Below are 20,180 nucleotides of genomic sequence, written 5' to 3' on the forward strand. Positions count from 1 at the left end.
TGGGTTGAGTGCTCGGCCTCGCAATTAAACGAAAGTGCTAACTCGTTGGCGATCATAACAACTATTGGCGCGTTATATCGCAGTGTCATTGGGCATAGCAATGGTTAATGGTTACTATGCCTATTCTGACAGGAGGTCGATACGACAATGATAAAAACGCACCGACGCGCATGCCACCTTTGCGAAGCCATTTGCGGCTTAGAAATACAAACCGACGGCCAACAAATTGTGAGTATCAAGGGTGATAAAGCCGATCCCTTGAGCGGTGGCTATGTGTGCCCCAAGGCCGTGGCGCTGCAAGACATTCACACAGATCCGGATCGACTGCGCACACCCATGCGCAAGACGGCCGCTGGTTGGCAGCCGATCGGTTGGCAGGAGGCCATAGCACTGGCGGCCGAGAGGTTTGTCGACCTACAAGCTGCCTACGGCGACGACAGCGTGGCGGTGTACGCCGGCAATCCGGCAATTCATTCCATTGGTACCTGGCTGTACTCGGGCTTGACCACCCGCGCACTTGGCACCCGCAATCGCTATTCGGCCACGTCGGTGGATCAGCTACCGCACCATGTAGTGGGCCGCTTGATGTACGGTCACTGGCTGCGTATTCCGATAGTGGATTTGGATAACACCCAGTGGTTGTTGATGCTGGGCGCCAATCCCCTGGCGTCCAACGGCAGCGTCATGACAGCACCCGATATGCCGGGCCGCCTCAAGGCGCTGCAGGCGCGCGGCGGAAAGTTGGTGGTGGTCGACCCAAGGCGCACGGAGACGGCACAGTTGGCCGACCAGTACCTGCCCATGCCGCCCGGCAAAGACATCTACCTGCTGCTCGCGTTGCTCCAGCATTTGCTGACGCGTCAGCTGGTTAATCTGGGCCACTTGCAGCCCCTGGTGGCCGGTTTGGATTTACTTGCCGAAGCCCTGCTCCCCTTCACGCCGGCACTGGCCGAGCAGCACACAGGCATTGCCGCGCGCACTGTCGAGGCGCTGGCCGAGCAGCTGGCGCGCGAGCCAAAGGCGGCCGTTTACGGGCGCATGGGCGTATCCACCCAGGCCCACGGCACCTTGTGCCAGTGGGCCATTCAACTACTGAATATATTGACGGGCCATTTGGATGTGCCCGGTGGCGTGCTTCTTACCAATCCAGCGATCGACCCGGCGGCGCCGGGCACCAATCCGCAACAATTTGGCGAGCACCACTCGCGGGTGCGCGGCTTGCCGGCATTTGCCGGCGAATTTCCAGCGGCGGCACTGGCAGAGGAAATATTGACCCCGGGCGTGGGTCAGGTGAAAGCGCTATTGACCATTGCCGGCAATCCGGTACTGTCCACGCCTAACGGCGCCCAGCTCGATAGCGCGCTCGGCAAGCTCGATTTCATGGTGGCCGTGGATTACTACATCAACGAAACCACCCGCCACGCCGACCTGATTTTGCCACCGGTATCGCCGCTGGAGCGCGACCACTACGACCTAATTTTTCTGGCACTGGGCGTGCGCAATACCGCCCGTTACTCCGAGCCGGTGTTCGACAAGCCCGCCGACGCCAAACACGATTGGGAAATCTTTGCCGAACTGGGCAATGCGTTGCGCGCGCGCAAGGGGCAGGCGGCCAAGGCGCTGATTCCACCGGCGCACATGCTCGATCACATGCTCCAGGCCGGCGCCTATAAACTGTCTTTGTCCCAATTGCGCGACCACCCGAGCGGCTTGGATTTGGGTCCGCTGACGCCGCGCATGACTGGCCTGTTCAGTCCCGAACAACCCATCGAACTGGCGCCGCCAGCCCTGTTGGCGGGCCTGCAGGCGCTATCCCTAGCGCCCGCTGAGCGCGCGGGTTTGCAGCTGATTGGCCGCCGCCACATGCGCTCCAACAACTCCTGGATGCACAATTACCACCGCCTGGTGAAGGGCAAGCCGCGTCACCAGTTGTTTATGCACCCAGCCGACATGGCCGCGCGCGGCATTGTCGATGGCAGCGATGTCCAAATTAGCAGCCGCATCGGCAATCTCACCGTGACTGTGCAAGCCTGCGCGGACCTTATGCCCGGCGTGGTCAGTTTGCCCCACGGCTTTGGCCACCATCGCGCGGGCATCGGCACGCAGATAGCGGCGCAACACGCCGGCGTGAGCGCCAACGACCTAACCGACCATCTGGCGATCGACAGTATTTCCGGTACTGCCGCCGTAAATGGCGTGCCCGTCACAGTTACGGCGATCCGAACGGCAAAAGCGCAACCGGTCACAGCCTGAGGCGGCGTGCCGTGCTAGCATCGCTCGCTCTCTAGCTACTCGGTAAATACTCGCCATGGAACAGCACGCAGCACCACAGGCTGCGGCGCTTCGAACGGGCGAGGCGCCCACCTTGATCAGGTCGCGCCCGCCCAAAGGACGCCGCGCAGCCGACGTTAAAAAAATCAACCCCTACGCCAAAGACCCGGTGACCGGCCGTCTCAACTACATGGCGCTGCGGCCGCACCTGCTCGATGGCGATCTGTTGTTGTTCCGGCCGCGCGGGCTCCAGGCCCATTGGCGCAAGCTGAAAGACGGCGCCTCCGACCACCTGGGCTTGGTGGCGCGCTGGGGGGAGCGCATCATGGTGTTTGAGGAGTGCGCCAGTGGCGTTGTGGCGCGCCCGCTATCGGGGCGGTTGGAGACCTATGCCGGCACCGTCGAACTGTTTAAACCCCAGCCGCAATTAAAGCTCACCGGCGAGCAGCGCAGTCGGGCGCGCGATGAACTGTTGGCGCGCCTCAGCGCTAAACCCGATTGGCGCCAGTGGTTATCACCCGCCGCCGATGGCGTAGATCTGACCCTGGCGGTGTACGGCAGCGCACTGGTTACGCTGGTGCCACCGGCGTTGGCGGACGACAACAAACTGACCGCCGCCCAAGCGCTGGCGCGCGCTCCGCAACTGGCCCGCGTTGGTCTGTTAAAGTAGCTGGGCACTGTTGCCCGGCGCCTTGGGCCGTTAGACTGACGACCTCGAAGCCGAGCCCACCTGCCCATGCGCCGCCTGTGCCCCCACTGTCGATTGACCGCCGCTGCCTGCCTGTGCAGCAGCGCCCGGCCCCTGCAGGTACAGACCCAGGTGTGGGTGTTGCAACACCCGGCGGAGCGCGACCATCCCAAGAACACCTTGCGCCTGGCGCGCTTGTGCCTGCCGGAAATTCACGTGTTGGTGGGTGAAACCCCCGAAGATTTTCGCACAGCGGTGGCCGCGTTGAGCCCCGCCAAGGCCGTACTGTGCTATCCAGATCCCACCAGCGTCGCCTTGGAAAGCCGCCAGCCCGTGGCCTCGCAACTGGTTTTCATCGACGCCACCTGGCGCAAGGCCCACAAAATACTGCAGCTCAATCCCTGGCTGCAGCAGTTGCCGCGCTGCCACTTTAACGCGGCGCCAGTGGGCGAATACCGGTTGCGTAAAACCCGGCGCGCCGGTGGCTTGTCCACCCTGGAAGCCATCGCCCATGGGCTAAACTCAGTGGAGGCCGGCGACTATCGAGCGCTCTACGAGGTGCAGGCGCTATGGGTGGCGCGGGTGCAAGGCTTTATGCCAAAGGCAGTCAGGCAACGCTATGAACCTTGAACACTTACAGTTCGACCGTCGCCAGGGCCAATCCCTGCCGCTGGCCAACGCGTTTTACAAGCGCGTGGACAAGCGCCTGAAAGCCCGCGCCGATGAGGTGGTCTGGACGGCCAGCTGGCAGGGTACTACCCTGGCGGCCCTGCGCTTGCGACCGCTGCTCACTGGCGAGCATCTGGTGACGGGTGTCCTGGTCGATCCCCAATTTCGCTGCCGAGGTATCGCAAGGCAACTGCTGCAGGTGGCCAGTGTCGACTTCAGCCGGCGCTATACCTACCTGTTCTGCGAGCCGCAACTGGCACCGCTTTACCAGCAGGTGGGTTTTCAACAGGTGGAAAAAGATGCCATGCCCGATCCGCTGGTGGGGCGCTGGCAAGCCTACCAGCGCAAAACCCCGGAATTGATTGCCATGTGTTTTAACTAACGGAATTTGTATGGGTTGTTTGTACTTTAAACTGCACAATGTGCCCGCCGCTGAAGCCGATGCCGTGCGCGCCCTGCTCGAGGACGCCGACATCAGCTACTACGAAACCGATGCCGGCAACTGGGGGCTCTCGCTGGCCGCCATTTGGCTGACCCACGAAGCCGATCAGGCCCGAGCCCAGGCGCTGCTAGCTGCCTACCAAAGTCGGCATCGGGCCGAGGCCCAGGCCGAGTTAGCGCAGCAGGGTTTGGAAACACTGGGCCAGCGTTTCCTGCGTCAACCCATTCGCTTTGTGGCCGCGCTACTGGCAGTGGCGGCCATTCTCTATTTAATGATTATGCCCTTCACAGGCGCCTGGTCTTAGGGCCTTTTGAGCTCAGCGCCGGGCAGTGGTTTGCCCAGCAACAGCGCCCAAAAGGCTGCGCGCGCCTCTGGGCCCGTGTCGCGCTCCACAAAGTAGGCCACATGGACACCCGCGGCGGCGCTCGGATCTAATGCGATACCCCACAGCGGTTTGATTTGATTGGGCACCAGCGAATAGCGTACATCTACCACCCGCAGCTGGTTATCGACGGCCACATAGCCGTTGGAAAACCACTGAAAACGCCCGATGTCGCGGGCCTGCTGGCTGTCTGGCTCCAACCAGGGGAAGTCGCGCGCCACATCCAGTTTGCGCAAGCGGTCGCCCGGGTAGGTTTTGGGCGAGCCCAGTACGTGCATGGCGTCCACATAAAAGTGGTCGTCGGTTTCGTACACCAGCTTCCAGAGCCACAGGTTGGCGAAGGTGGGTTTGGCTTCGAGCCGCAACGGCACATGGCCGCGCGCTGCGGCCAGCGCCCAGCCGGCCGCCTCGGCCCGTTCGCGCTGCAGGGCGCCCAAGCTTAAATAGCACAGCGCCCACACTAGACCTATTTGGGCAAAACGCGGGCGCCGCTTAAGCAAGCCCGCCAATAACAGGCCCAGCAGTGGCAAGGTGAACAGCGGGTCGATGATCGACACAGTATTCCAGGCAAAGCGCTGGTCCGACAGCGGCCACAGTAGCTGAGTGCCATAGGTGGTGCAGGCGTCCAGTAGCGCGTGGGTGGCATAGCCGAGCGTGGCGAACAGCAGCGATTGCGCTAACCGCAGTTGTAAGCGCCTGCCCAACAGCATATGCAATAGCCAGCCGCACACCAGTCCGCCAAAGGGGATAAACAGCAGCGAGTGGGTAAATTGCCGGTGGTATTCCAAAAATAGCAGTGGGTCGGTACTGGAGCGAATTAACACGTCCAGATCGGGCGCCATACCGGCCAGGCCGCCGATGACGGTGGCGCCCAGAAGAGTGCGGGGGGTGGAGGTGCCTTGCGGTAGGGTGGCACCCAAGACACCTTGAGAGACGGGGTCCATACTGTCTTCACAGGTTGAAAATAGGCGGCTACTGTAAAACGGCAGGCAAAAAGCCGCCAGCCCCATGCGTCTAATCGGCAGAGGCCGTATGATGGGCACCTCGCCCTCGCTGGATAGCCCGACCAAGGAAAGTTCATGCTCAAAGCACTGCGCGCCCGCTGGCAAGCGCTCTACGATCAATGGCATACCGCCGAGCCCGAAGAAGACACGGGTGCACTGCTGAGTCCGTCACGTCTGGAACCCTTGCAGCAATTGCAACAGGACAGCTTACCGGCGCCGCTGCTGCAGGCCTTTGCCCCGGCGCCGCTGGTTTATCAAGACCCGCGCTATGTGGGGCGCGAAACGGCCCTGGAATCGCTGGAAAAGGCTATTGCCGAGTGGCGCGAGGGTGCCGGCCGGCTGTCGGTTCTGGTGGGCCCGCCCGGTTCGGGTTTGACGTCTACCCTCAACCAGCTGCGCCATCTGGCGGAGGCCGTCACCTATCTGAGCCTGCCGCAGCGTCCCTGCTCCAGCGCCGACGTGATGCGCCTGTTGCAATCGGTGTTCGCTTTGGAGAGTGCGCCCAAGAGCACCAGCGCCGCCATCGACCTTATCAACGCGCTGCCGCCTCGGCTAATACTGTTGGACGATGGCCATATGCTACTGGCTCGTAAAATGGGCAATGGTGCGGCCTTGCAAACTCTGGGGGCGGTGCTGCTCGCCACTCAACAGCACCACTGCTGGATCTTAGCCTGTGCGCGCCAAGCTTGGCGTCGGCTGTGCTTCATGTACGACTGCCACCGCCTGTTTTGGCGGGTGGTGGAGATCGACTACTTTACCGAGGCGGAGCTGAGCCAGTCGGTGGATGCACGTATTTACGGGTTGGGCTACCAATGGCAGGCGCGAGCAGGGTTGCCGGAGGGCGAGCGCGATCCCTTGGCTGCGCACTTCAAACGTCTGCACAACCACGCCGAGGGGCATCCGCAACTCGCCTACTTCCTGTTGCTGCAAGCGCTAAGCCTGGATGACTCGGGCCAGGGCCTGCAGCTGGACGACATACCCCGCCTGGATGTCAGCCTCGTTAAAAGCTGCTCAGACGAAGAGTTGTTTAGCCTGGCGGAAATACACGCTCACGGTGGGCTGGAGCGGGTAGAGCACGAAACCCTGTTTCGCCTGGCGCCGGACCAGAGTTTGGTGCGCCTGGAGCAAATGCGGCAACAAGGCTTACTGGTGCGCTGCGAATCCAGCTACCGGTTAGCGCCGTTAATGGTGCCCGCCACAGTCCAACATCTGGTTAACGCCAACCGGCTCTACTGACGCAGCGTAGCGGCCGCCCTTTACCTTCAGGCACTGGAACTATGGATACACCCAGCGAAGCACTCAATAACCTGTTAACGCTATTTTCTCCGGGCAAATTGGCGGCCATCGCACTGTTGGTGGCGATGGCGTGGCTGATGTTGACCCTGATGCTGCAGCTGTTGCAGCGCTTGGCGCTGCAATTTCCCCGACACCGCTTGTTAATTAACCGCATTTACCCGCTCACGCGGGTGTTGGTGTGGATCGCGGTGGTGCTTTACGCGGTGGTGGGGATAGTGCAGCCGCACCCCAGCGTCCTATTTGCCATGCTCGGTTCGGCGGGCCTGGCCCTGGGTTTGGCCACCCAGGAGCCCATTAAAAATATGGTGTCTGGCTTGATTATCATGATTAATCCGCCCTATCGGGTGGGCGACATGGTTAGCCTGGCCGGCCATTACGGCGAAGTCATCAAGCTGGAGTGGAGCGTCACTTGGCTGCGCACCTTTGACGACAATACCGTTATGGTACCCAATGCCGAGGCGCTTAAAACTGCGGTATCCAATGCCAATAGCGGTGCCTTGGACGAGCAAATTGCCGTGACACTGCACCTGCCCGCCCACAGCGACCATCAGCGTGCCATGCAACTGGCGCGCGAGGCCACGCTCTGCTCGCCCTATTGTTTTCTAAAGAAGCCGGTCATTGTGTTGCTGGATACCGAAAATCATCTGGGCCAGGTGCAGCTGCGGGTCACCGTCAAGGCCTATGTGCTGGATGTGCGCCTGGAGCGCCGCTTTGCCTCCGACATTCACATCCGGGTGATCGACGCATACAAAACCGCCGGACTCTGGCCGCTGCCCTTCGAACCCGTCGCGGCGCAACCGTCCGGCGGTCAGCCCATTGGCTAAGCTTGCCGACTTGATGGACACCCACTGTCAGTTGGGCGCAGTTGAATGGCTGGGTGTGCGGCCCGAGCGGCGCGCGGCAATGCAAGTGGTGGACGTTGTCGAGGCCGTGGCCGAGCGGGGTTTAACCGGCGATCGCTATGGCGCGCGCGGCGGTAAGCGCCAGGTCACCCTGCTGCAGTGGGAGCACCTGCCGGTGATTGCGGCGTTGCTTGGGTTAGCTGCTGTCGATCCGAGTCAGTTGCGCCGCAACCTGTGCGTATCGGGTGTGAACCTGCTGGCGCTGAAGGACAGACGCTTTCAATTGGGCCAGGCGGTGCTGCAGGGCACGGGCTTGGCGCATCCCTGTTCGCGCATGGAAGCTACCTTTGGCCGGGGTGGATACAATGCGGTGCGGGGCCACGGCGGCATTACTGCCCGCATTTTGCAAACCGGCCTCATCCGCGTTGGCGACCTGCTCACACCACTCGGCTCAGCGGACTAGGGCAGCAGGGTTTTTAACGTTTTCGCAATGTCCTGAACCTGCTCCATGCACACCTCGTGGGCCATGGGGTAGCGCTGATAGTGGGGCGTCAGCCCCATCTCCTTCAACCGCCGGCGCGCCTCGACGCCCATAGCTTCGGGCACCACATCATCGCGATCGCCGTGAAACACATACACCGGTATCTGGGCGTTGGCGGCGCTGGGGGTGACGCTGCGCCAGGTGGCAAAATAAGTGGACAGTGCCAGAATGCCAGCCAGTTTATGGGGGTAGCTCAACCCGCAGTGGTAAGCCACAGCGCCGCCCTGGGAAAAGCCCGCCAGCAAGATGCGCTCGCTGGCGATGCCGCGCGCTATTTCGCGGTCGATCAGTGCGGCGATGGCATCGCTGGATTGCTGAATCTGCTGTTCGTCGATCTTGCGTTCAAAGTCCATGGCCAAAATGTCGTACCAGGCGGGCATCACATAGCCGCCGTTAATGGTCACCGGAATTTGTGGCGCGTGCGGAAAAATAAAACGCACCGCCGGCGCGTCCTGCAAGCCCAGGTGCGGTACCAGGGGCTCGAAATCGTGGCCGCTGGCACCCAGGCCGTGCAGCCAGATAACACTGGCGCTGGGTTGGCTGCCGGTTTCGACGGTAATGTGGGGTAGGTAATTCATTTATACTGTCCGCAATTTTCTGGGTGCTGGTGAATCCGCGCAGAGTCGCGAAGGCCAGCGCAAGTCAAAGGTAGCTGATGACCGCCGATCATAACCGCTTTTCCACCGCCTTTGGGGACTGCCAGCTCTCGCGCTGCTCGCGCACCCAAAGTCGCACCGAACAAAACCTGCAGGCCTGGGACGCAGCCGACGAATTGTTGCTCGAGCACTTGGCCGAGCAAGGCCTGTCCGAGGGCGCGCGCTTGCTGATTGCCAACGACGCCTTTGGCGCTCTGGTCACGGCACTGCCCTCGACCCTGACGCTGGATTTTTGCACCGATTCGCACCTCAGCACCCGCGCCGCTCAGGCCAATCTGGCGGCCAATAAAAATGCTGCCGCGCACATCCGTTGGCACACGAGTCTCGATCAACCGACCGGCCCCATCGATTTTTTGCTGATCAAATTGCCTAAAAACCTGTCGCTGCTAGAAGATCAGTTGTACCGCTACCGTCCGCTGTGCAGCCCACAGACCCAGGTGATAGCCGCGGGTATGATCAAGCACATGAGTGCCGGCGCTTTTGCGCTGTTCGAAAATTTGATGGGCCCGACTCACACGTCACTGGCAAAAAAGAAAGCGCGATTGATTTTTTGCACGCCCGAGGCCAGGCGCCTTCAACAGGGCCAATCGCCCTATCCGCTGCGGCTTGCGCTCGCCGAGCGCGGGCTGCAGCTGACCAATCACGCCAATGTGTTTTCGCGCGAATCGCTCGATATCGGCACCCGCTTTTTTCTCGAGCAATTACCCCGCGCCACGGGGCCGCAACGCATTGCCGATTTAGGCTGCGGCAATGGCCTGGTGGGCATGGCAGTCGCGCAACAAATGCCGGTGGCAAAGATCGATTTCTACGACGAGTCTTACATGGCGTTGGCGTCGGCCCACGCGAATATGGCCGAGGCTTTTCCACTGCGGGTGGATCAATGCCGATTCATCGCCGACGATTGCATGGCCGGTGCACCTGACGACCACTATGATCAAATTTTTTGTAACCCACCGTTTCACCAGCACACGGTGGTGGGTGGATTCGTGGCCAACCAGATGTTTCACGACGCCCGTCGGACCCTTAAACGCGGCGGTCAATTGTGGGTCGTGGGCAACCGCCACCTGGGCTATCACCAACATTTAAAGCGATTATTTGGCAATCTGACGCAGGTGGCAGCCAATAAAAAATTTGGGGTGTTTAAGGTGATCAAGCCATGAACCAGTGCCCCAAGTGCGGTTATCGTCGCCAGCCTAAAGATGGCCAGGTACACCCGGACGTATGCCCGGCCTGTGGCATTGCAATTAACAAATGGCGCGCGCGCAATGAGCCTTCAATCAAGCGTTCGGACAGTGGCCCGGTTGCGCCTAGTTATCGCTCGGCGGGCGGGCGCATGGCTTGGCTGTGCGCGCACTTCATGTGGGTGTCCGTGCCGTCGCGGGCCGACAGCATCTGGGGGCGGGCAATACTGACGGCGCTGTTGGCTCTGTGGGGGCTGTGGTTTCTGTTGCACGGCATCGATTGGGCCATTATTGGTGGCTCCTTCATGCACAATATTAATTTGCCTTTCCACGAATTTGGTCACGTATTATTCATGCCCTTTGGACGCACGTTGACCATACTGGGCGGCAGTCTGTTTCAGGTGCTATTGCCGCTACTTTTGCTGTGCGTATTCAGCTTTAAACAGCGCGACAACCACGCCGCCAGCGTCACCTTTTGGTGGTGCGGCCAAAGTTTTATCGATTTAGCGCCTTACATTGCCGACGCGCCTTACCGCGCGCTGCCCTTAGTGGGCGGTGCTGGCGAAGAGAGCCACGATTGGGGCAACTTGCTAAGCCAGTGGGGGCTGGTGGAGCAGGCGCAATCGCTGGCGCGGCTCTGTTTTGCAGTGGGCGCTCTGATTATGGTGGCCGCGGTTGTTTGGGGCGCGTTATTGTTGCGTAAACAGTGGCAACTGGCACAGACAGATTAACGAGGAAAAATAAACTCCCGATGCGTCATCACTACTGACACCATGCTGTCAGCAGGGCGGGCGTAGATTAGGCATCACAAGTGCGCGCTTGTTCAATTCACAAACCAAAGGAATAAGACAATGAGTGATGCAGTCGAATTAGTAACTTTTAAAACCAACCCTGGTGTCAGTCGGGCGGATTTTCTGGCCGCCGATGAACCCATCAATGCCTGGGTGCAAACCCAACCCGGCTTTCGCTACCGCAGTTTGAATTTGGTGGCGGGCAGCACCGGCCAGCAGTTGCAGTGGAGTGATATTGTGTACTGGGATAGTTTGGAAAACGCCAAACGTGCATCCGAGGCGTTCATGGCCAGCCATTGCAATGGCGATTTTATGGCCATGATCGATGGCGATAGCGTATCGCTTAGTCACAGCGAGGTGCAGCACATGGCCATGGGCGACTGCGGCAGCTAAGCATGCGCAAGGCCGAGCGGTTGTTTCAGATTGTGACCCTGTTGCGCGGCCGCCGCCGCGCAATCACGGCGCAATCTTTGGCCGATACGCTGGAAATCTCGGTGCGCACCCTGTACCGGGATATCCAGGCCCTGCAGCTCTCGGGTGTACCCATCGATGGCGAGGCGGGCGTGGGTTATTGCCTGCGCAAAGATTACGAATTGCCGCCGCTCATGTTTAACGCCGATGAAATGATGGCGCTATTGCTGGGTGCTGAAATGGTGCGCGCCTTTACCGATCCGGAACTGGCCCGCGCGGCCCAGCAGGTGGACGATAAAATTCGCGCCATTTTGCCGGAACCGCTATTGCGGCGCGCCGAGCAATTGCCCTATTGCGTGCCCAGCGAGGGTCAGCAAACTGAAGACAGCGCCACCCACCTGTTGTTGCGCAAGGCCTGCGAACGCCAGCAGTGGGTGCGCCTCGATTACCGCGATGCGGCGGGTAACCCCAGCCAGCGCAGCATTTGCCCGCTGGCCCTGGTGGGCTGGCGCCACGGCTGGACGCTCCTAGCCTGGTGCGAACTGCGCGCAGATTACCGCAACTTCCGCTTAGATCGCATAGACAGCGCGCAGGTCGAAGCGCGCTATTTTGACACCCATGCAGGCATGAGCCTGACCGACTACTTAAGCCGCCTGCAGGGCCCTCAATGCCACCATTAGCACCAGCATGCTTTGCCCAGGCTGCGGGGCTTGCTATCCTTGCCCCTCTCGCACACCGGTGGAGCCAGCGATGACTATCCCGATTCTTTGCCTGCTAATTGCCGCACTCTTGATAGTGATTTCCAAAGCGCCAGTGGCCGTGGCTATGGCCCGCTTGGATGGCCGCTACGACAACCGCAACCCCCGCGCGCAGCAAGCCAGGCTGGAGGGTTTTGGGGCCCGCGCTTTAGCGGCGCACCAAAACACCATAGAGGCCTTTCCGGTATTTGCCGCCGGCGTTCTGGCCGCCCTGTGGGCCGGTGCCGATGGCCTTTGGACCAGCGCCTTGTGTGTGGCCTTTATTGTGGCGCGGGTTTGCTACCTGCTGCTGTACTGGTACGACAGGGACAAGGTCCGCTCGCTGGTGTGGGGCGTGGGTCTGCTGTCCAGCCTGGCGCTAATGGCGCTGGCACTTTGAGGTGTCGGCAAATTTAAATTGGATGTAAACCCATGAGTTCTCTTCAAGATCAACTGTTAAAGGCCGGTTTGGTGGATAAAAAAACTGCTAAGCAAGCCAGCAAAGACAAGCGCAAGCAACAAAAAGTGGCGAAAAAATCGGCCCAGCCCCAGGTGGATGAAACCAAATTGGCCGCTGAAAAAGCCCGCGCTGAAAAGGCCGCGAAAGATCGCGCTTTGAACGCCGAGCGCGACGCACTGGCGCAGCAAAAAGCCATCGCCGCGCAAATCAAACAGATGGTGCTCACCAATAAGCAAAGCAAAGGCGACGGCGACATTGCCTACAATTTCACTTTTGAAAAGAAGATTAAAAAAATCTACGTATCGGCTGCTGTGCAGGCACACCTGATTGCCGGCCGCCTGGTTATCGTGGGCCTGGACGATCGCTTCGAACTGGTGCCCAAAATCATCGCCGAGAAGATCCAAGAGCGCGACCCCAACATGGTGGTAGTTGCGCCCAAACAGGCTGAACCAGACGACGCAGACGATCCCTACGCGGACTACCAAATTCCCGACGATCTCATGTGGTAGGCCGGTGTCTACCCGCGCCACTACCGAGCGAGATCAAATCATTGCCGCCACCGAACAATGGCTGCGCGCGGTGGTTATCGGCCTGAATCTCTGCCCCTTTGCGCGCAAACCCGAGCGCGCCGGCTTGATTCGCTACGCCGTGTCAGAGGCAGATGACGATGAAACGCTCATGGCTGAACTACTGCACGAGTGCCAATTGCTGGACGAGTTACCCGCGACCGAACTGGAAACAACACTGTTAATTATTCCCGCGCACCTGCAAATCTTTGAGGACTTTAATCACTTTTTAAACTTGGCGGATTGGTTGATCGAGCGCCACAATTACACCGGCATCTACCAATTGGCTACTTTCCATCCAAACTATCAGTTTGCCGGCACAGAGCCTGACGACGCCGAAAATCTGACAAATCGTGCGCCTTATCCCATATTGCACCTGTTGCGCGAAGACAGCCTCGCCAAAGTACTGGCGAACTACCCTAATCCAGAGGCGATACCCGAGCACAACATTGTTCGCGTTGCGCAGCTAAGCGCGGCTGAACGCCGCCAGCTTTTTCCCTACCTGTTTTCACCGCAATAAATGGGCGCGCTTCATCGCGCCACCAAGGAGACTCAAAATGCGTTATTTACACACCATGGTTCGGGTTGCCGATTTAGCGGCGTCATTGGACTTTTACTGCAATACATTGGGCCTGATTGAAATCAGTCGCAAAGACAGCGACAAGGGCCGCTTTACATTGGTTTTCTTGGCCGCTCCCGGCGATGCAGAGCGTGCGCGCGAGCAGCAAGCGCCGCTGGTGGAACTCACCTACAACTGGGACCCTGAGCATTACACCGGTGGGCGCAACTTTGGCCATTTGGCCTATCAAGTCGACGACATCTACGCTCTGTGCGACAAGCTGCAAAGCGCTGGCGTCACCATCAACCGACCGCCACGCGATGGTTATATGGCATTTATCCGCTCGCCCGATGGCATCTCAATTGAGTTATTACAAAAGGGCGAGCCCCTCGCGCCGGCCGAACCCTGGGCGTCTATGGCTAATACCGGAGAGTGGTAGTGGCGCGCCAAAATGGAGTGGTGCAATTGGCGCAAAAGCTGGCGCTGATCAATGAGCATTGGGCACCCAAAGTGGTTGCGGAGATGAACGACTACCAGTTCAAACTCGCCAAGCTCCAGGGCGAGTTTGTCTGGCACAGCCACGTTCACACGGATGAAGTATTTATTCTGCTCAAGGGCGCATTGACCATTGAACTGCGCGAGGCTCCAGAGGGCATTGATCGGGTGCATTTGTCTGAAGGCGACTTATACGTGGTGCCTAAGGGCGTTGAGCACAAACCGGTGGCCACAGAGGAGTGCCATGTGTTGCTGGTGGAGCCGCGTGGCGTGGTGAATACGGGGCAGGCCGGGGGTGAACTGCAAGCACCAAACGATGTGTGGATATAGCTCGCGCCAGCACATCTTGGGCTATGCTCTGTAACGACAAGTCAGCGCTAGGAGGGCCGGTGAACGCAGGCCGGAACCTATGATAAAAGTTGTTGCAATTGATCATTTAGTACTGCGCACGGCGGATTTAGCGCCCATGCTGCAATTCTATATGGAGGTATTGGGTTGCGCACTGGAGCGGGAAAAACCCGAGCTGGGCCTCTACCAGCTGCGCGCCGGCACCGGCCTGATCGATTTGGTTACTGTGGCGGGCCCGCTGGGCGCGAGGGGTGGCCCGGCGCCGGGTGAATGCAACAGCGGCAACAATCTCGATCACTTGTGTTTGCAGATCGAGCCCGAAGACGAAGCCCAGATACTGGCATACCTCAAAACCCAAGGCATAGATGCAGGCCCCTTTGAAGAGCGCTATGGCGCCCAGGGTTTCGGCCAATCTGTCTATCTCACAGACCCGGATGGCAATACCGTTGAACTGCGCTGCCACCGCTACCTGTAATTTCCTTGTGTCAGTCGGCGTTTGATTCGATGCCTAGTGGGCACTAAAGTGTTTCAGGCGTCGCCACATTTCTACGCATGGCTGCATAATGGCGATTAAACACGGCAAAGTAATCAAACAATACCGAGCCTGATTGCGGGTGACCGGCCACGGCCAGTGCCAGTGCTGCCGATTCCGCTGTCGATAAATAATCTGCATGGGCGGCAGTGCGAGTGGCGTAGTGGGCGCGCGCTTCGGGTGCAAGTTTCAGTGCGGGAATCTGTTGCAGCCAAGGGCTTAAGTTGTACATACGCCGGCCCTGTTTCCAGGTGCCGTCCAGCAAAATCAGCGTCAACACCTTCTCGCTCGGCGCTGGCTGGTTCACGATTGGCCGGTTGCCAGCTTCATCGCCAGGAAAAATCACCAGACACTGCCGGCCTGGGTCGGCCAATAGCGCCAGCAGTGCCGGGTGTGGTGTTAACCTGTCCCAACAAAAGGCGTGTGTTTGACCGGGAAAACAATCGGCAATCAACCGGCCGGTATTGGTGGGTTTAAACAATTCGTCCCGGTGCATCACCAGCACAAACTCCACCGGACTCTCCGCCGGCGCTAAAAAGCGGCACACGCAATGGCTGCTTTTCAACTGACATCCTTCACACCGCACTGCCAAAATTCCCCGCGCTTGGTAGGTGCGGGTAGAGGTGGCCATGATTTGGGCGCGCAAGCGGTGATAGGCGGTGGGGGTCATGAGAAGACGTTGGTCGATGGAAAGCGGGAGATTGTAACTGATTGTGCGCTACATGGCTTGGTGCCGCTTTCATTTGAGAACGCTTTATCATATCCACTATAAATCCAATGCTAAGCGGATTATGAGCAATTCTGTGATTCGAACCAGTATTTATCCACACTTAGCCGCAATCCTAGGTGCTATGCGTGCGACAAAAAAATCGGTTCAATTGAGCGTTCGTAAATACAGACCGCGTTTCACCATGCGATAGATCAACTGATCTCAAGCCGCATAGTGTAGCAGTCGAAGATAGGTGAGTCACAAATTCCAATAGCATGTACCACGACGAAAGTGGCGGACTCCCTTTCTATCGAGCTATAGAGTCGGCATCGAGTACGCCTCAATGAATGATAATTACTACAAAGCACACTATCGGCTACGATAGGGCGCTAATCTAAATGAGGCCGACGCCGAAAAAGGTTTAACTTGGTCTTGATAACAGTACTGAAATTTTCTGCGCAAGGGGCAGTCTATGGCCTAAATCCGGTTGCGCTTGCTTGCACTGCCTGCTGGGAGGACGTTGCCTTGGACGTTCGCGACTATCGATTGATTGCTTCAGTTTCAGAAAAGTCATTCGCTCGGTTGTGAGGTAAAAGTATTTTGTGCAGTCATTAGCAGGCTGACACCGTCAGCCAATGCATTCGTATGCAGACATTCAGCCCTTGAGGTGGCGACCTATTTTTTTGACAATCGAGACATGACATTCTTCCGGTTGCCTCCTATGCCACGTTTCATTGATCACTTGCACGCCTTTCGAGGGTTAGCCATCGTCGCTATCGTCGGTGCACATGTTTGGTCATTTACGATATTCTGGACGGGTGGTTTGAATGCTCCAGGGTTGGCGTATTTATTTGCAGCGACAGAGACGCTGTTTCACGGTTCAACATTATACTTTGCGCTGATATCCGGATTGCTATTTACGCAGGTGTTGCAAGGCCGAAGTTGGCGTCAGTTCCTTTCTGGAAAAATTAAACACGTGCTGCTTCCGTATATGGCAATGTCATTGCTGATGACGCTGCTGTTTTGGGACTATACGCTCTCGCAAGATCCAGATGCTCAATTTTGGTCCACCTTTGGCTGGTCGCTAATCGCCGGCAAAGCGAGTATTCACCTCTGGTATATGCCGGTACTGTTTTTTCTATTTGCGGTGACGCCGCTATTGGCAGGTTGCGCGGCACGGCCCTGGGGGCGTGTATTGCTCGCCATGGTGATTGTCGCGCCCTTGATCATATCTCGAACGCCATTTCCCGATTTCGTTCAGTGGCCGACGTTTGTTTATTTTACCGGCGCCTATGCATTGGGCATTGTGGTAGGCGGTCAGTATGAGCGCGTAATGACCTGGGTTGCCCCCAGCGTTGGTTGGCTATTGGGATTGGTGTTAATCACAAGCGTGTTCATTTTTTGGGGTTATAGCCACGACGCGGTTAACTACGGGGTCTTCAATCTGCGGCAGTCGCTCGTTTATGTGCAAAAACTCGCAGCCGCCTTGATCGCACTGCATTACTTAGCACGATATGAAACCCGGTTGCCACGCGCGTTACGCGTGTTGGGCGACTACGCATTTGCTGTCTACTTTTTACACGTCATAGCGATTGGCTACTTAATTAACGCGGGGTTTGAATGGCTTCAAGCTGAACGAACCATAGTAAATTTGGCATTATTTGGCTTGTTAAATCTCTTCGTCGCCATTGCTGCCAGTATTGCAATTGCCTGGTTGGTTAAACGGTGTTTAGGTCGCCACTCACGCAAGTTAGTCGGCGCATAGAAAATTTCACATTAACATTGTTAGAGAAAATCGCGAGAGCAGCTTGCTAGAAAGACTCTCCGTCCGATGTGGGGTGCGCATCAATTACGTTATTGATCTAAAATCGGGCGCGGCGTAGTCGGTGGTAAGTGATTTCGAACAATCTGGATGAGGCAACCAGGAGAGTATGCTGGCAGCAATATAAGGATAAATCCGAAAAGTACCATATGCTAATCAAACTATTCGTTTGCAACAGATGTGACATTGGCGGTTGCTTCAGAAATCGCTTCTCATCGATCGCCTACTATCTATATCAGTGATTGAGTCCCCAATACTGGTGCTGACGTAGGTTTACGGCAAGGCTGGCCAATCACAATTATCGATGCATTGTGTCACAATCAAAGGCATCCGAGTTATCGATAGTCTTTTAGTACTCGCAGCTCGCTTTGCGTTGTGCAAAACCAATAGCCGCTAAGTATCACCGCCTTTAGGCGGTGATTTTACCGACAAACTGACGCACCAGTGGTGCCACTAGAGCAACCGTTGGAAAAGCAATGGGCCAGGTGGTTATACAGCTTTTTATCCACTGGCCAAAAAAGCCCGCGTGAAAGCCTTGCGATACGGCCAGTACAAAGGCGGATACTATGCACACCATGATGGCTGACAGCAGCGCGCTGAATAAGAGTGGGGCATAACGGGCGGGAATGCGCACGATAATCTCCTGGTAACGAATAGGTGAGTTAGCCGGCTAAGCGGGATGAAATAAAATGTACAGCCCAGGCTGCTAAATACAGGCCTGCACCAAACACACTGTGCGTAATAAGGCTGTGCAGTCGCGCAGTATTTGGTTTGGGCGTTTTAGCGGCGGCGATACCTGCGCCCATGCAGGGCTGCATCATTAAAAACGGGGCGACCACAGTGCCCAAACCCACGATCAATGCCGGGGCTAGCGTTGGGCGTTGAATCCAGGTCTGGCCATACAGGCCCACCAACAGCGCCGCGAACGTTATACCGATGATGTAGTGGGCCGTCCAGCCAATAATGTGCTCGCCACGCACGGCAGGTGCTGCGGCGATGGCAGGGTGGTAAATTTTGCCGCGTCGCATATGGGCGATCCAGCGGCCCACCAAGCCGTAATTTGGTGCAGCTATGCCAAAAAGTAGCTGGCGTGCGCCGGTCCACAGGTCCATAACTACCGTGGCGCCAACGCCAATGATCAGTACAAATATCAGATTGTTCATAGGGCCTCCTGTACATGCCTTGATTTCAAACAGCTGCCAGCGTACAACTTCAAGTCAACTTGAAGTAAAGGGGGCTTAATGGATATTGCCGAAGTGGCGAGACGATCGGGCCTACCCGCGTCCACCCTGCGCTACTACGAAGAAAAAGGATTGATCCGCTCCATTGGTCGGCAAGGGCTGCGCCGTGTGTTTGGCGCCAGTATTCTGGAGCGTTTAGCGCTAATTGCATTAGGACAAGCGGCGGGGTTTTCACTGGATGAAATCGCCCAGATGCTGGGGCCAAAGACTAGCCCCAACATAGATCGCGCGCTTTTGCTCGCTAAGGCCAATCACATCGATGACACTATTCAGCGGTTACAGGCGATGCGCGATGGTCTGCGTCATGCCGCTGCCTGTACGGCGCCGAGCCATATGGAATGCCCGAGCTTTCAGCGGCTGTTAGCGCTGGCTGCGCAGGGCGAGATACCGAGCACAGTCGTAAGGCTGTCGCAGAAAAAAAGCGATCGATAGTGTATTTTAGGCCGTCATAGGTGGGGCGGTAGCGACCGTGCTGACTGGTGGTTCACTGGCGAGCAAGCACTGGCTTGGCCTGAGCGGGGCGCGTAGCGTTGGAAAAGTTAACTTGGGGTGGCGAATCGCGCACCGCCCGCTAACCTGGGTGTTGGACAAGGAAGGGCACAATGGAAGATGCAGCAATATTGGTTCTGATGGCGCTAATCGCCGGCCTAGCCATGCCGGTGGGCGCAATAGTTGGGCGCTTTGAAAACATTCGCTCTCAGTGGTTGCAACAGGAGTTTCGCCACGCGGTTATGGCCTTTGGCGGCGGTGCGCTACTAAGTGCAGTGGCGCTGATATTGGTGCCCGACGGCATAGAAAAAGTGAAGCCCAGGCTGGCGGCACTGAGTTTGTTGCTGGGCGGATTGGCATTTATGGCGGTGGATATTTGGCTGGCCAGGCGCAAAACCTCCGCCAGTCAGTTGGTGGCGATGATGTCAGATTTTGTGCCCGAGTCCATTGCACTGGGTGCCATGCTGGCGATGGGAGGCGGCGGTGCTGCCTGGCTTTTAGTGTTATTGATGGCATTGCAAAATATGCCTGAAGGCTTTAACGCGTTTCGAGAGATGCGCGAATCCAGTAACCTCTCTAGCCGCACCATCATAGCGGCTTTCACTGGCATGGCGCTACTTGGACCGATTGCCGCATTGGTGGGCTATTATTGGCTGGCAAACTTTCAAGTGCTGCTCGCCATTATTATGCTCTTTGCCGCCGGTGGTATTTTGTATTCTGTGTTCGGCGACATTGCACCCGCCGCCAAGCTAGACAACCACCGAGCCCCGCCCATGGGCGCGGTGTTGGGCTTTTCCCTGGGTGTGGTGGGGCACATGTTGGTGCACTGACTGCTGGTAAATACTTTCTATCCACTGAGCTGACCATGGTCGCAGCGCGGGCAGCGGCATAAAACGATTAGAGCGGCTGTCGTACGCAAACGCGTCGCAATATTAAGTTTCACGACTTCAAGTCCAATAGAAAAAATGAAAAGTATTTCTGCCGTTAGTAACCTGTTACTGGCACTTTGGCAGTGCATTACTTACCTGTTCACGCGAGCGAAATATAT

The 20,180-nt window shown here is 57.8% G+C and carries 26 protein-coding genes; 21 read left to right on the forward strand and 5 right to left on the reverse strand.

What is annotated here, in order from left to right; all coding sequences use genetic code 11:
- Positions 1 to 147: 147 nt before the first annotated feature.
- The 5 genes from ACW8F6_RS08375 to ACW8F6_RS08395 all read left to right on the forward strand — a co-directional run bounded on the left by ACW8F6_RS08375 (position 148) and on the right by ACW8F6_RS08395 (position 4,374).
- The gene (locus tag ACW8F6_RS08375; protein ID WP_491575403.1) at positions 148 to 2,253 is read left to right on the forward strand and encodes a molybdopterin-dependent oxidoreductase; all 2,106 of its coding nucleotides are present in this window, start codon (positions 148 to 150) and stop codon (positions 2,251 to 2,253) included.
- 55 nt (positions 2,254 to 2,308) lie between these two features.
- Positions 2,309 to 2,941 (forward strand): hypothetical protein, encoded by a 633-nt coding sequence (locus tag ACW8F6_RS08380; protein ID WP_491575404.1) that lies wholly within the window; start codon positions 2,309 to 2,311, stop codon positions 2,939 to 2,941.
- 66 nt (positions 2,942 to 3,007) lie between these two features.
- Positions 3,008 to 3,589 carry a tRNA-uridine aminocarboxypropyltransferase gene (locus ACW8F6_RS08385; RefSeq protein ID WP_491575405.1) on the forward strand — a complete coding sequence of 194 codons (582 nt, stop codon included), beginning with the start codon at positions 3,008 to 3,010 and terminating at the stop codon, positions 3,587 to 3,589.
- Positions 3,579 to 4,010, forward strand: a complete 432-nt coding sequence (locus tag ACW8F6_RS08390) for a GNAT family N-acetyltransferase (protein ID WP_491575406.1) — start codon at positions 3,579 to 3,581, stop codon at positions 4,008 to 4,010. Before ACW8F6_RS08385 ends, ACW8F6_RS08390 begins: the two co-directional genes overlap by 11 nt.
- 10 nt (positions 4,011 to 4,020) lie before the next feature.
- On the forward strand, positions 4,021 to 4,374 hold the full coding sequence (locus tag ACW8F6_RS08395; protein WP_491575407.1) for a DUF6164 family protein: 354 nt from the start codon (positions 4,021 to 4,023) through the stop codon (positions 4,372 to 4,374).
- Here the strand turns inward: ACW8F6_RS08395 and ACW8F6_RS08400 are convergent.
- Positions 4,371 to 5,396, reverse strand: coding sequence for a metal-dependent hydrolase (locus ACW8F6_RS08400; protein WP_491575408.1), 1,026 nt, complete (start codon positions 5,394 to 5,396; stop codon positions 4,371 to 4,373). The two genes, ACW8F6_RS08395 and ACW8F6_RS08400, sit on opposite strands and share 4 nt — an antisense overlap.
- A gap of 135 nt (positions 5,397 to 5,531) precedes the next feature.
- Between ACW8F6_RS08400 and ACW8F6_RS08405 the strand changes: the two genes are divergently transcribed.
- The 3 genes from ACW8F6_RS08405 to ACW8F6_RS08415 are packed head-to-tail and all read left to right on the forward strand — an operon-like array spanning position 5,532 to position 8,057.
- Positions 5,532 to 6,692 (forward strand): hypothetical protein, encoded by a 1,161-nt coding sequence (locus ACW8F6_RS08405; RefSeq protein ID WP_491575409.1) that lies wholly within the window; start codon positions 5,532 to 5,534, stop codon positions 6,690 to 6,692.
- 41 nt (positions 6,693 to 6,733) lie between these two features.
- Positions 6,734 to 7,576 carry a mechanosensitive ion channel family protein gene (locus ACW8F6_RS08410; RefSeq protein ID WP_491575410.1) on the forward strand — a complete coding sequence of 281 codons (843 nt, stop codon included), beginning with the start codon at positions 6,734 to 6,736 and terminating at the stop codon, positions 7,574 to 7,576.
- On the forward strand, positions 7,569 to 8,057 hold the full coding sequence (locus ACW8F6_RS08415) for an MOSC domain-containing protein (RefSeq protein ID WP_491575411.1): 489 nt from the start codon (positions 7,569 to 7,571) through the stop codon (positions 8,055 to 8,057). The genes ACW8F6_RS08410 and ACW8F6_RS08415 overlap by 8 nt, the downstream gene beginning before the upstream one ends.
- On the opposite strand, the gene ACW8F6_RS08420 is transcribed toward ACW8F6_RS08415, so the two are convergent.
- Complete coding sequence (locus ACW8F6_RS08420) at positions 8,054 to 8,713, reverse strand: alpha/beta hydrolase (RefSeq protein ID WP_491575412.1); 660 nt, start codon at positions 8,711 to 8,713, stop codon at positions 8,054 to 8,056. The genes ACW8F6_RS08415 and ACW8F6_RS08420 overlap by 4 nt on opposite strands.
- Before the next feature lie 77 nt (positions 8,714 to 8,790).
- Here ACW8F6_RS08420 and ACW8F6_RS08425 point away from each other — a divergent pair, with 77 nt between their 5' ends.
- The 10 genes from ACW8F6_RS08425 (at position 8,791) to ACW8F6_RS08470 (ending at position 14,814) form a co-directional block, all read left to right on the forward strand.
- Positions 8,791 to 9,951: a methyltransferase gene (locus ACW8F6_RS08425; RefSeq protein WP_491575413.1), complete on the forward strand. Its 1,161-nt coding sequence runs from the start codon at positions 8,791 to 8,793 to the stop codon at positions 9,949 to 9,951.
- The gene (locus tag ACW8F6_RS08430) at positions 9,948 to 10,703 is read left to right on the forward strand and encodes a hypothetical protein (protein ID WP_491575414.1); all 756 of its coding nucleotides are present in this window, start codon (positions 9,948 to 9,950) and stop codon (positions 10,701 to 10,703) included. Before ACW8F6_RS08425 ends, ACW8F6_RS08430 begins: the two co-directional genes overlap by 4 nt.
- Before the next feature lie 120 nt (positions 10,704 to 10,823).
- A complete protein-coding gene (locus ACW8F6_RS08435) occupies positions 10,824 to 11,156 on the forward strand; it encodes an antibiotic biosynthesis monooxygenase family protein (RefSeq protein WP_491575415.1) in 333 nt (110 codons plus the stop codon).
- A gap of 2 nt (positions 11,157 to 11,158) precedes the next feature.
- On the forward strand, positions 11,159 to 11,854 hold the full coding sequence (locus ACW8F6_RS08440; RefSeq protein WP_491575416.1) for a helix-turn-helix transcriptional regulator: 696 nt from the start codon (positions 11,159 to 11,161) through the stop codon (positions 11,852 to 11,854).
- Between the two features lie 70 nt (positions 11,855 to 11,924).
- Positions 11,925 to 12,311 (forward strand): MAPEG family protein, encoded by a 387-nt coding sequence (locus tag ACW8F6_RS08445; RefSeq protein ID WP_491575417.1) that lies wholly within the window; start codon positions 11,925 to 11,927, stop codon positions 12,309 to 12,311.
- A gap of 32 nt (positions 12,312 to 12,343) precedes the next feature.
- A complete protein-coding gene (locus tag ACW8F6_RS08450) occupies positions 12,344 to 12,880 on the forward strand; it encodes a DUF2058 domain-containing protein (RefSeq protein ID WP_491575418.1) in 537 nt (178 codons plus the stop codon).
- A gap of 4 nt (positions 12,881 to 12,884) precedes the next feature.
- A complete protein-coding gene (locus ACW8F6_RS08455; protein ID WP_491575419.1) occupies positions 12,885 to 13,457 on the forward strand; it encodes a DUF1415 domain-containing protein in 573 nt (190 codons plus the stop codon).
- Between the two features lie 37 nt (positions 13,458 to 13,494).
- Positions 13,495 to 13,935, forward strand: coding sequence for a VOC family protein (locus ACW8F6_RS08460; RefSeq protein ID WP_491575420.1), 441 nt, complete (start codon positions 13,495 to 13,497; stop codon positions 13,933 to 13,935).
- The gene (locus tag ACW8F6_RS08465; RefSeq protein WP_491575421.1) at positions 13,935 to 14,321 is read left to right on the forward strand and encodes a cupin domain-containing protein; all 387 of its coding nucleotides are present in this window, start codon (positions 13,935 to 13,937) and stop codon (positions 14,319 to 14,321) included. Before ACW8F6_RS08460 ends, ACW8F6_RS08465 begins: the two co-directional genes overlap by 1 nt.
- Positions 14,322 to 14,400: 79 nt before the next feature.
- Positions 14,401 to 14,814: a VOC family protein gene (locus ACW8F6_RS08470; protein WP_491575422.1), complete on the forward strand. Its 414-nt coding sequence runs from the start codon at positions 14,401 to 14,403 to the stop codon at positions 14,812 to 14,814.
- Between the two features lie 43 nt (positions 14,815 to 14,857).
- Here the strand turns inward: ACW8F6_RS08470 and ACW8F6_RS08475 are convergent, their stop codons facing one another.
- Complete coding sequence (locus ACW8F6_RS08475; RefSeq protein ID WP_491575423.1) at positions 14,858 to 15,541, reverse strand: tRNA-uridine aminocarboxypropyltransferase; 684 nt, start codon at positions 15,539 to 15,541, stop codon at positions 14,858 to 14,860.
- Between the two features lie 760 nt (positions 15,542 to 16,301).
- Between ACW8F6_RS08475 and ACW8F6_RS08480 the strand changes: the two genes are divergently transcribed.
- Positions 16,302 to 17,345 carry an acyltransferase family protein gene (locus tag ACW8F6_RS08480; protein ID WP_491575424.1) on the forward strand — a complete coding sequence of 348 codons (1,044 nt, stop codon included), beginning with the start codon at positions 16,302 to 16,304 and terminating at the stop codon, positions 17,343 to 17,345.
- Positions 17,346 to 17,811: 466 nt separating this feature from the next.
- Here ACW8F6_RS08480 and ACW8F6_RS08485 read toward each other — a convergent pair whose 3' ends face one another.
- Positions 17,812 to 18,036 carry a DUF2798 domain-containing protein gene (locus tag ACW8F6_RS08485; protein WP_491575425.1) on the reverse strand — a complete coding sequence of 75 codons (225 nt, stop codon included), beginning with the start codon at positions 18,034 to 18,036 and terminating at the stop codon, positions 17,812 to 17,814.
- Between the two features lie 28 nt (positions 18,037 to 18,064).
- Positions 18,065 to 18,565, reverse strand: a complete 501-nt coding sequence (locus ACW8F6_RS08490) for a DUF2938 domain-containing protein (protein WP_491575426.1) — start codon at positions 18,563 to 18,565, stop codon at positions 18,065 to 18,067.
- Positions 18,566 to 18,643: 78 nt separating this feature from the next.
- On the opposite strand from ACW8F6_RS08490, the gene ACW8F6_RS08495 reads away from it, so the two are divergent.
- Positions 18,644 to 19,075 (forward strand): helix-turn-helix domain-containing protein, encoded by a 432-nt coding sequence (locus tag ACW8F6_RS08495; protein ID WP_491575427.1) that lies wholly within the window; start codon positions 18,644 to 18,646, stop codon positions 19,073 to 19,075.
- Positions 19,076 to 19,245: 170 nt separating this feature from the next.
- Positions 19,246 to 19,962 (forward strand): ZIP family metal transporter, encoded by a 717-nt coding sequence (locus ACW8F6_RS08500; protein ID WP_491575428.1) that lies wholly within the window; start codon positions 19,246 to 19,248, stop codon positions 19,960 to 19,962.
- Positions 19,963 to 20,180 lie beyond the last annotated feature (218 nt).

The sequence above is a fragment of the Simiduia sp. genome, assembly GCF_058345725.1.

Excerpts from the sequence above, each read along its gene's own strand:
- ACW8F6_RS08375 (WP_491575403.1), top strand. The coding sequence starts at position 148 with ATGATAAAAACGCACCGACGCGCATGCCACCTTTGCGAAGCCATTTGC.
- ACW8F6_RS08380 (WP_491575404.1), top strand. The coding sequence starts at position 2,309 with ATGGAACAGCACGCAGCACCACAGGCTGCGGCGCTTCGAACGGGCGAG.
- ACW8F6_RS08385 (WP_491575405.1), top strand. The coding sequence starts at position 3,008 with ATGCGCCGCCTGTGCCCCCACTGTCGATTGACCGCCGCTGCCTGCCTG.
- ACW8F6_RS08390 (WP_491575406.1), top strand. The coding sequence starts at position 3,579 with ATGAACCTTGAACACTTACAGTTCGACCGTCGCCAGGGCCAATCCCTG.
- ACW8F6_RS08395 (WP_491575407.1), top strand. The coding sequence starts at position 4,021 with ATGGGTTGTTTGTACTTTAAACTGCACAATGTGCCCGCCGCTGAAGCC.
- ACW8F6_RS08400 (WP_491575408.1), bottom strand. The coding sequence starts at position 5,396 with ATGGACCCCGTCTCTCAAGGTGTCTTGGGTGCCACCCTACCGCAAGGC.
- ACW8F6_RS08405 (WP_491575409.1), top strand. The coding sequence starts at position 5,532 with ATGCTCAAAGCACTGCGCGCCCGCTGGCAAGCGCTCTACGATCAATGG.
- ACW8F6_RS08410 (WP_491575410.1), top strand. The coding sequence starts at position 6,734 with ATGGATACACCCAGCGAAGCACTCAATAACCTGTTAACGCTATTTTCT.
- ACW8F6_RS08420 (WP_491575412.1), bottom strand. The coding sequence starts at position 8,713 with ATGAATTACCTACCCCACATTACCGTCGAAACCGGCAGCCAACCCAGC.
- ACW8F6_RS08425 (WP_491575413.1), top strand. The coding sequence starts at position 8,791 with ATGACCGCCGATCATAACCGCTTTTCCACCGCCTTTGGGGACTGCCAG.
- ACW8F6_RS08430 (WP_491575414.1), top strand. The coding sequence starts at position 9,948 with ATGAACCAGTGCCCCAAGTGCGGTTATCGTCGCCAGCCTAAAGATGGC.
- ACW8F6_RS08435 (WP_491575415.1), top strand. The coding sequence starts at position 10,824 with ATGAGTGATGCAGTCGAATTAGTAACTTTTAAAACCAACCCTGGTGTC.
- ACW8F6_RS08440 (WP_491575416.1), top strand. The coding sequence starts at position 11,159 with ATGCGCAAGGCCGAGCGGTTGTTTCAGATTGTGACCCTGTTGCGCGGC.
- ACW8F6_RS08445 (WP_491575417.1), top strand. The coding sequence starts at position 11,925 with ATGACTATCCCGATTCTTTGCCTGCTAATTGCCGCACTCTTGATAGTG.
- ACW8F6_RS08450 (WP_491575418.1), top strand. The coding sequence starts at position 12,344 with ATGAGTTCTCTTCAAGATCAACTGTTAAAGGCCGGTTTGGTGGATAAA.
- ACW8F6_RS08460 (WP_491575420.1), top strand. The coding sequence starts at position 13,495 with ATGCGTTATTTACACACCATGGTTCGGGTTGCCGATTTAGCGGCGTCA.
- ACW8F6_RS08470 (WP_491575422.1), top strand. The coding sequence starts at position 14,401 with ATGATAAAAGTTGTTGCAATTGATCATTTAGTACTGCGCACGGCGGAT.
- ACW8F6_RS08475 (WP_491575423.1), bottom strand. The coding sequence starts at position 15,541 with ATGACCCCCACCGCCTATCACCGCTTGCGCGCCCAAATCATGGCCACC.
- ACW8F6_RS08480 (WP_491575424.1), top strand. The coding sequence starts at position 16,302 with ATGCCACGTTTCATTGATCACTTGCACGCCTTTCGAGGGTTAGCCATC.
- ACW8F6_RS08490 (WP_491575426.1), bottom strand. The coding sequence starts at position 18,565 with ATGAACAATCTGATATTTGTACTGATCATTGGCGTTGGCGCCACGGTA.
- ACW8F6_RS08495 (WP_491575427.1), top strand. The coding sequence starts at position 18,644 with ATGGATATTGCCGAAGTGGCGAGACGATCGGGCCTACCCGCGTCCACC.
- ACW8F6_RS08500 (WP_491575428.1), top strand. The coding sequence starts at position 19,246 with ATGGAAGATGCAGCAATATTGGTTCTGATGGCGCTAATCGCCGGCCTA.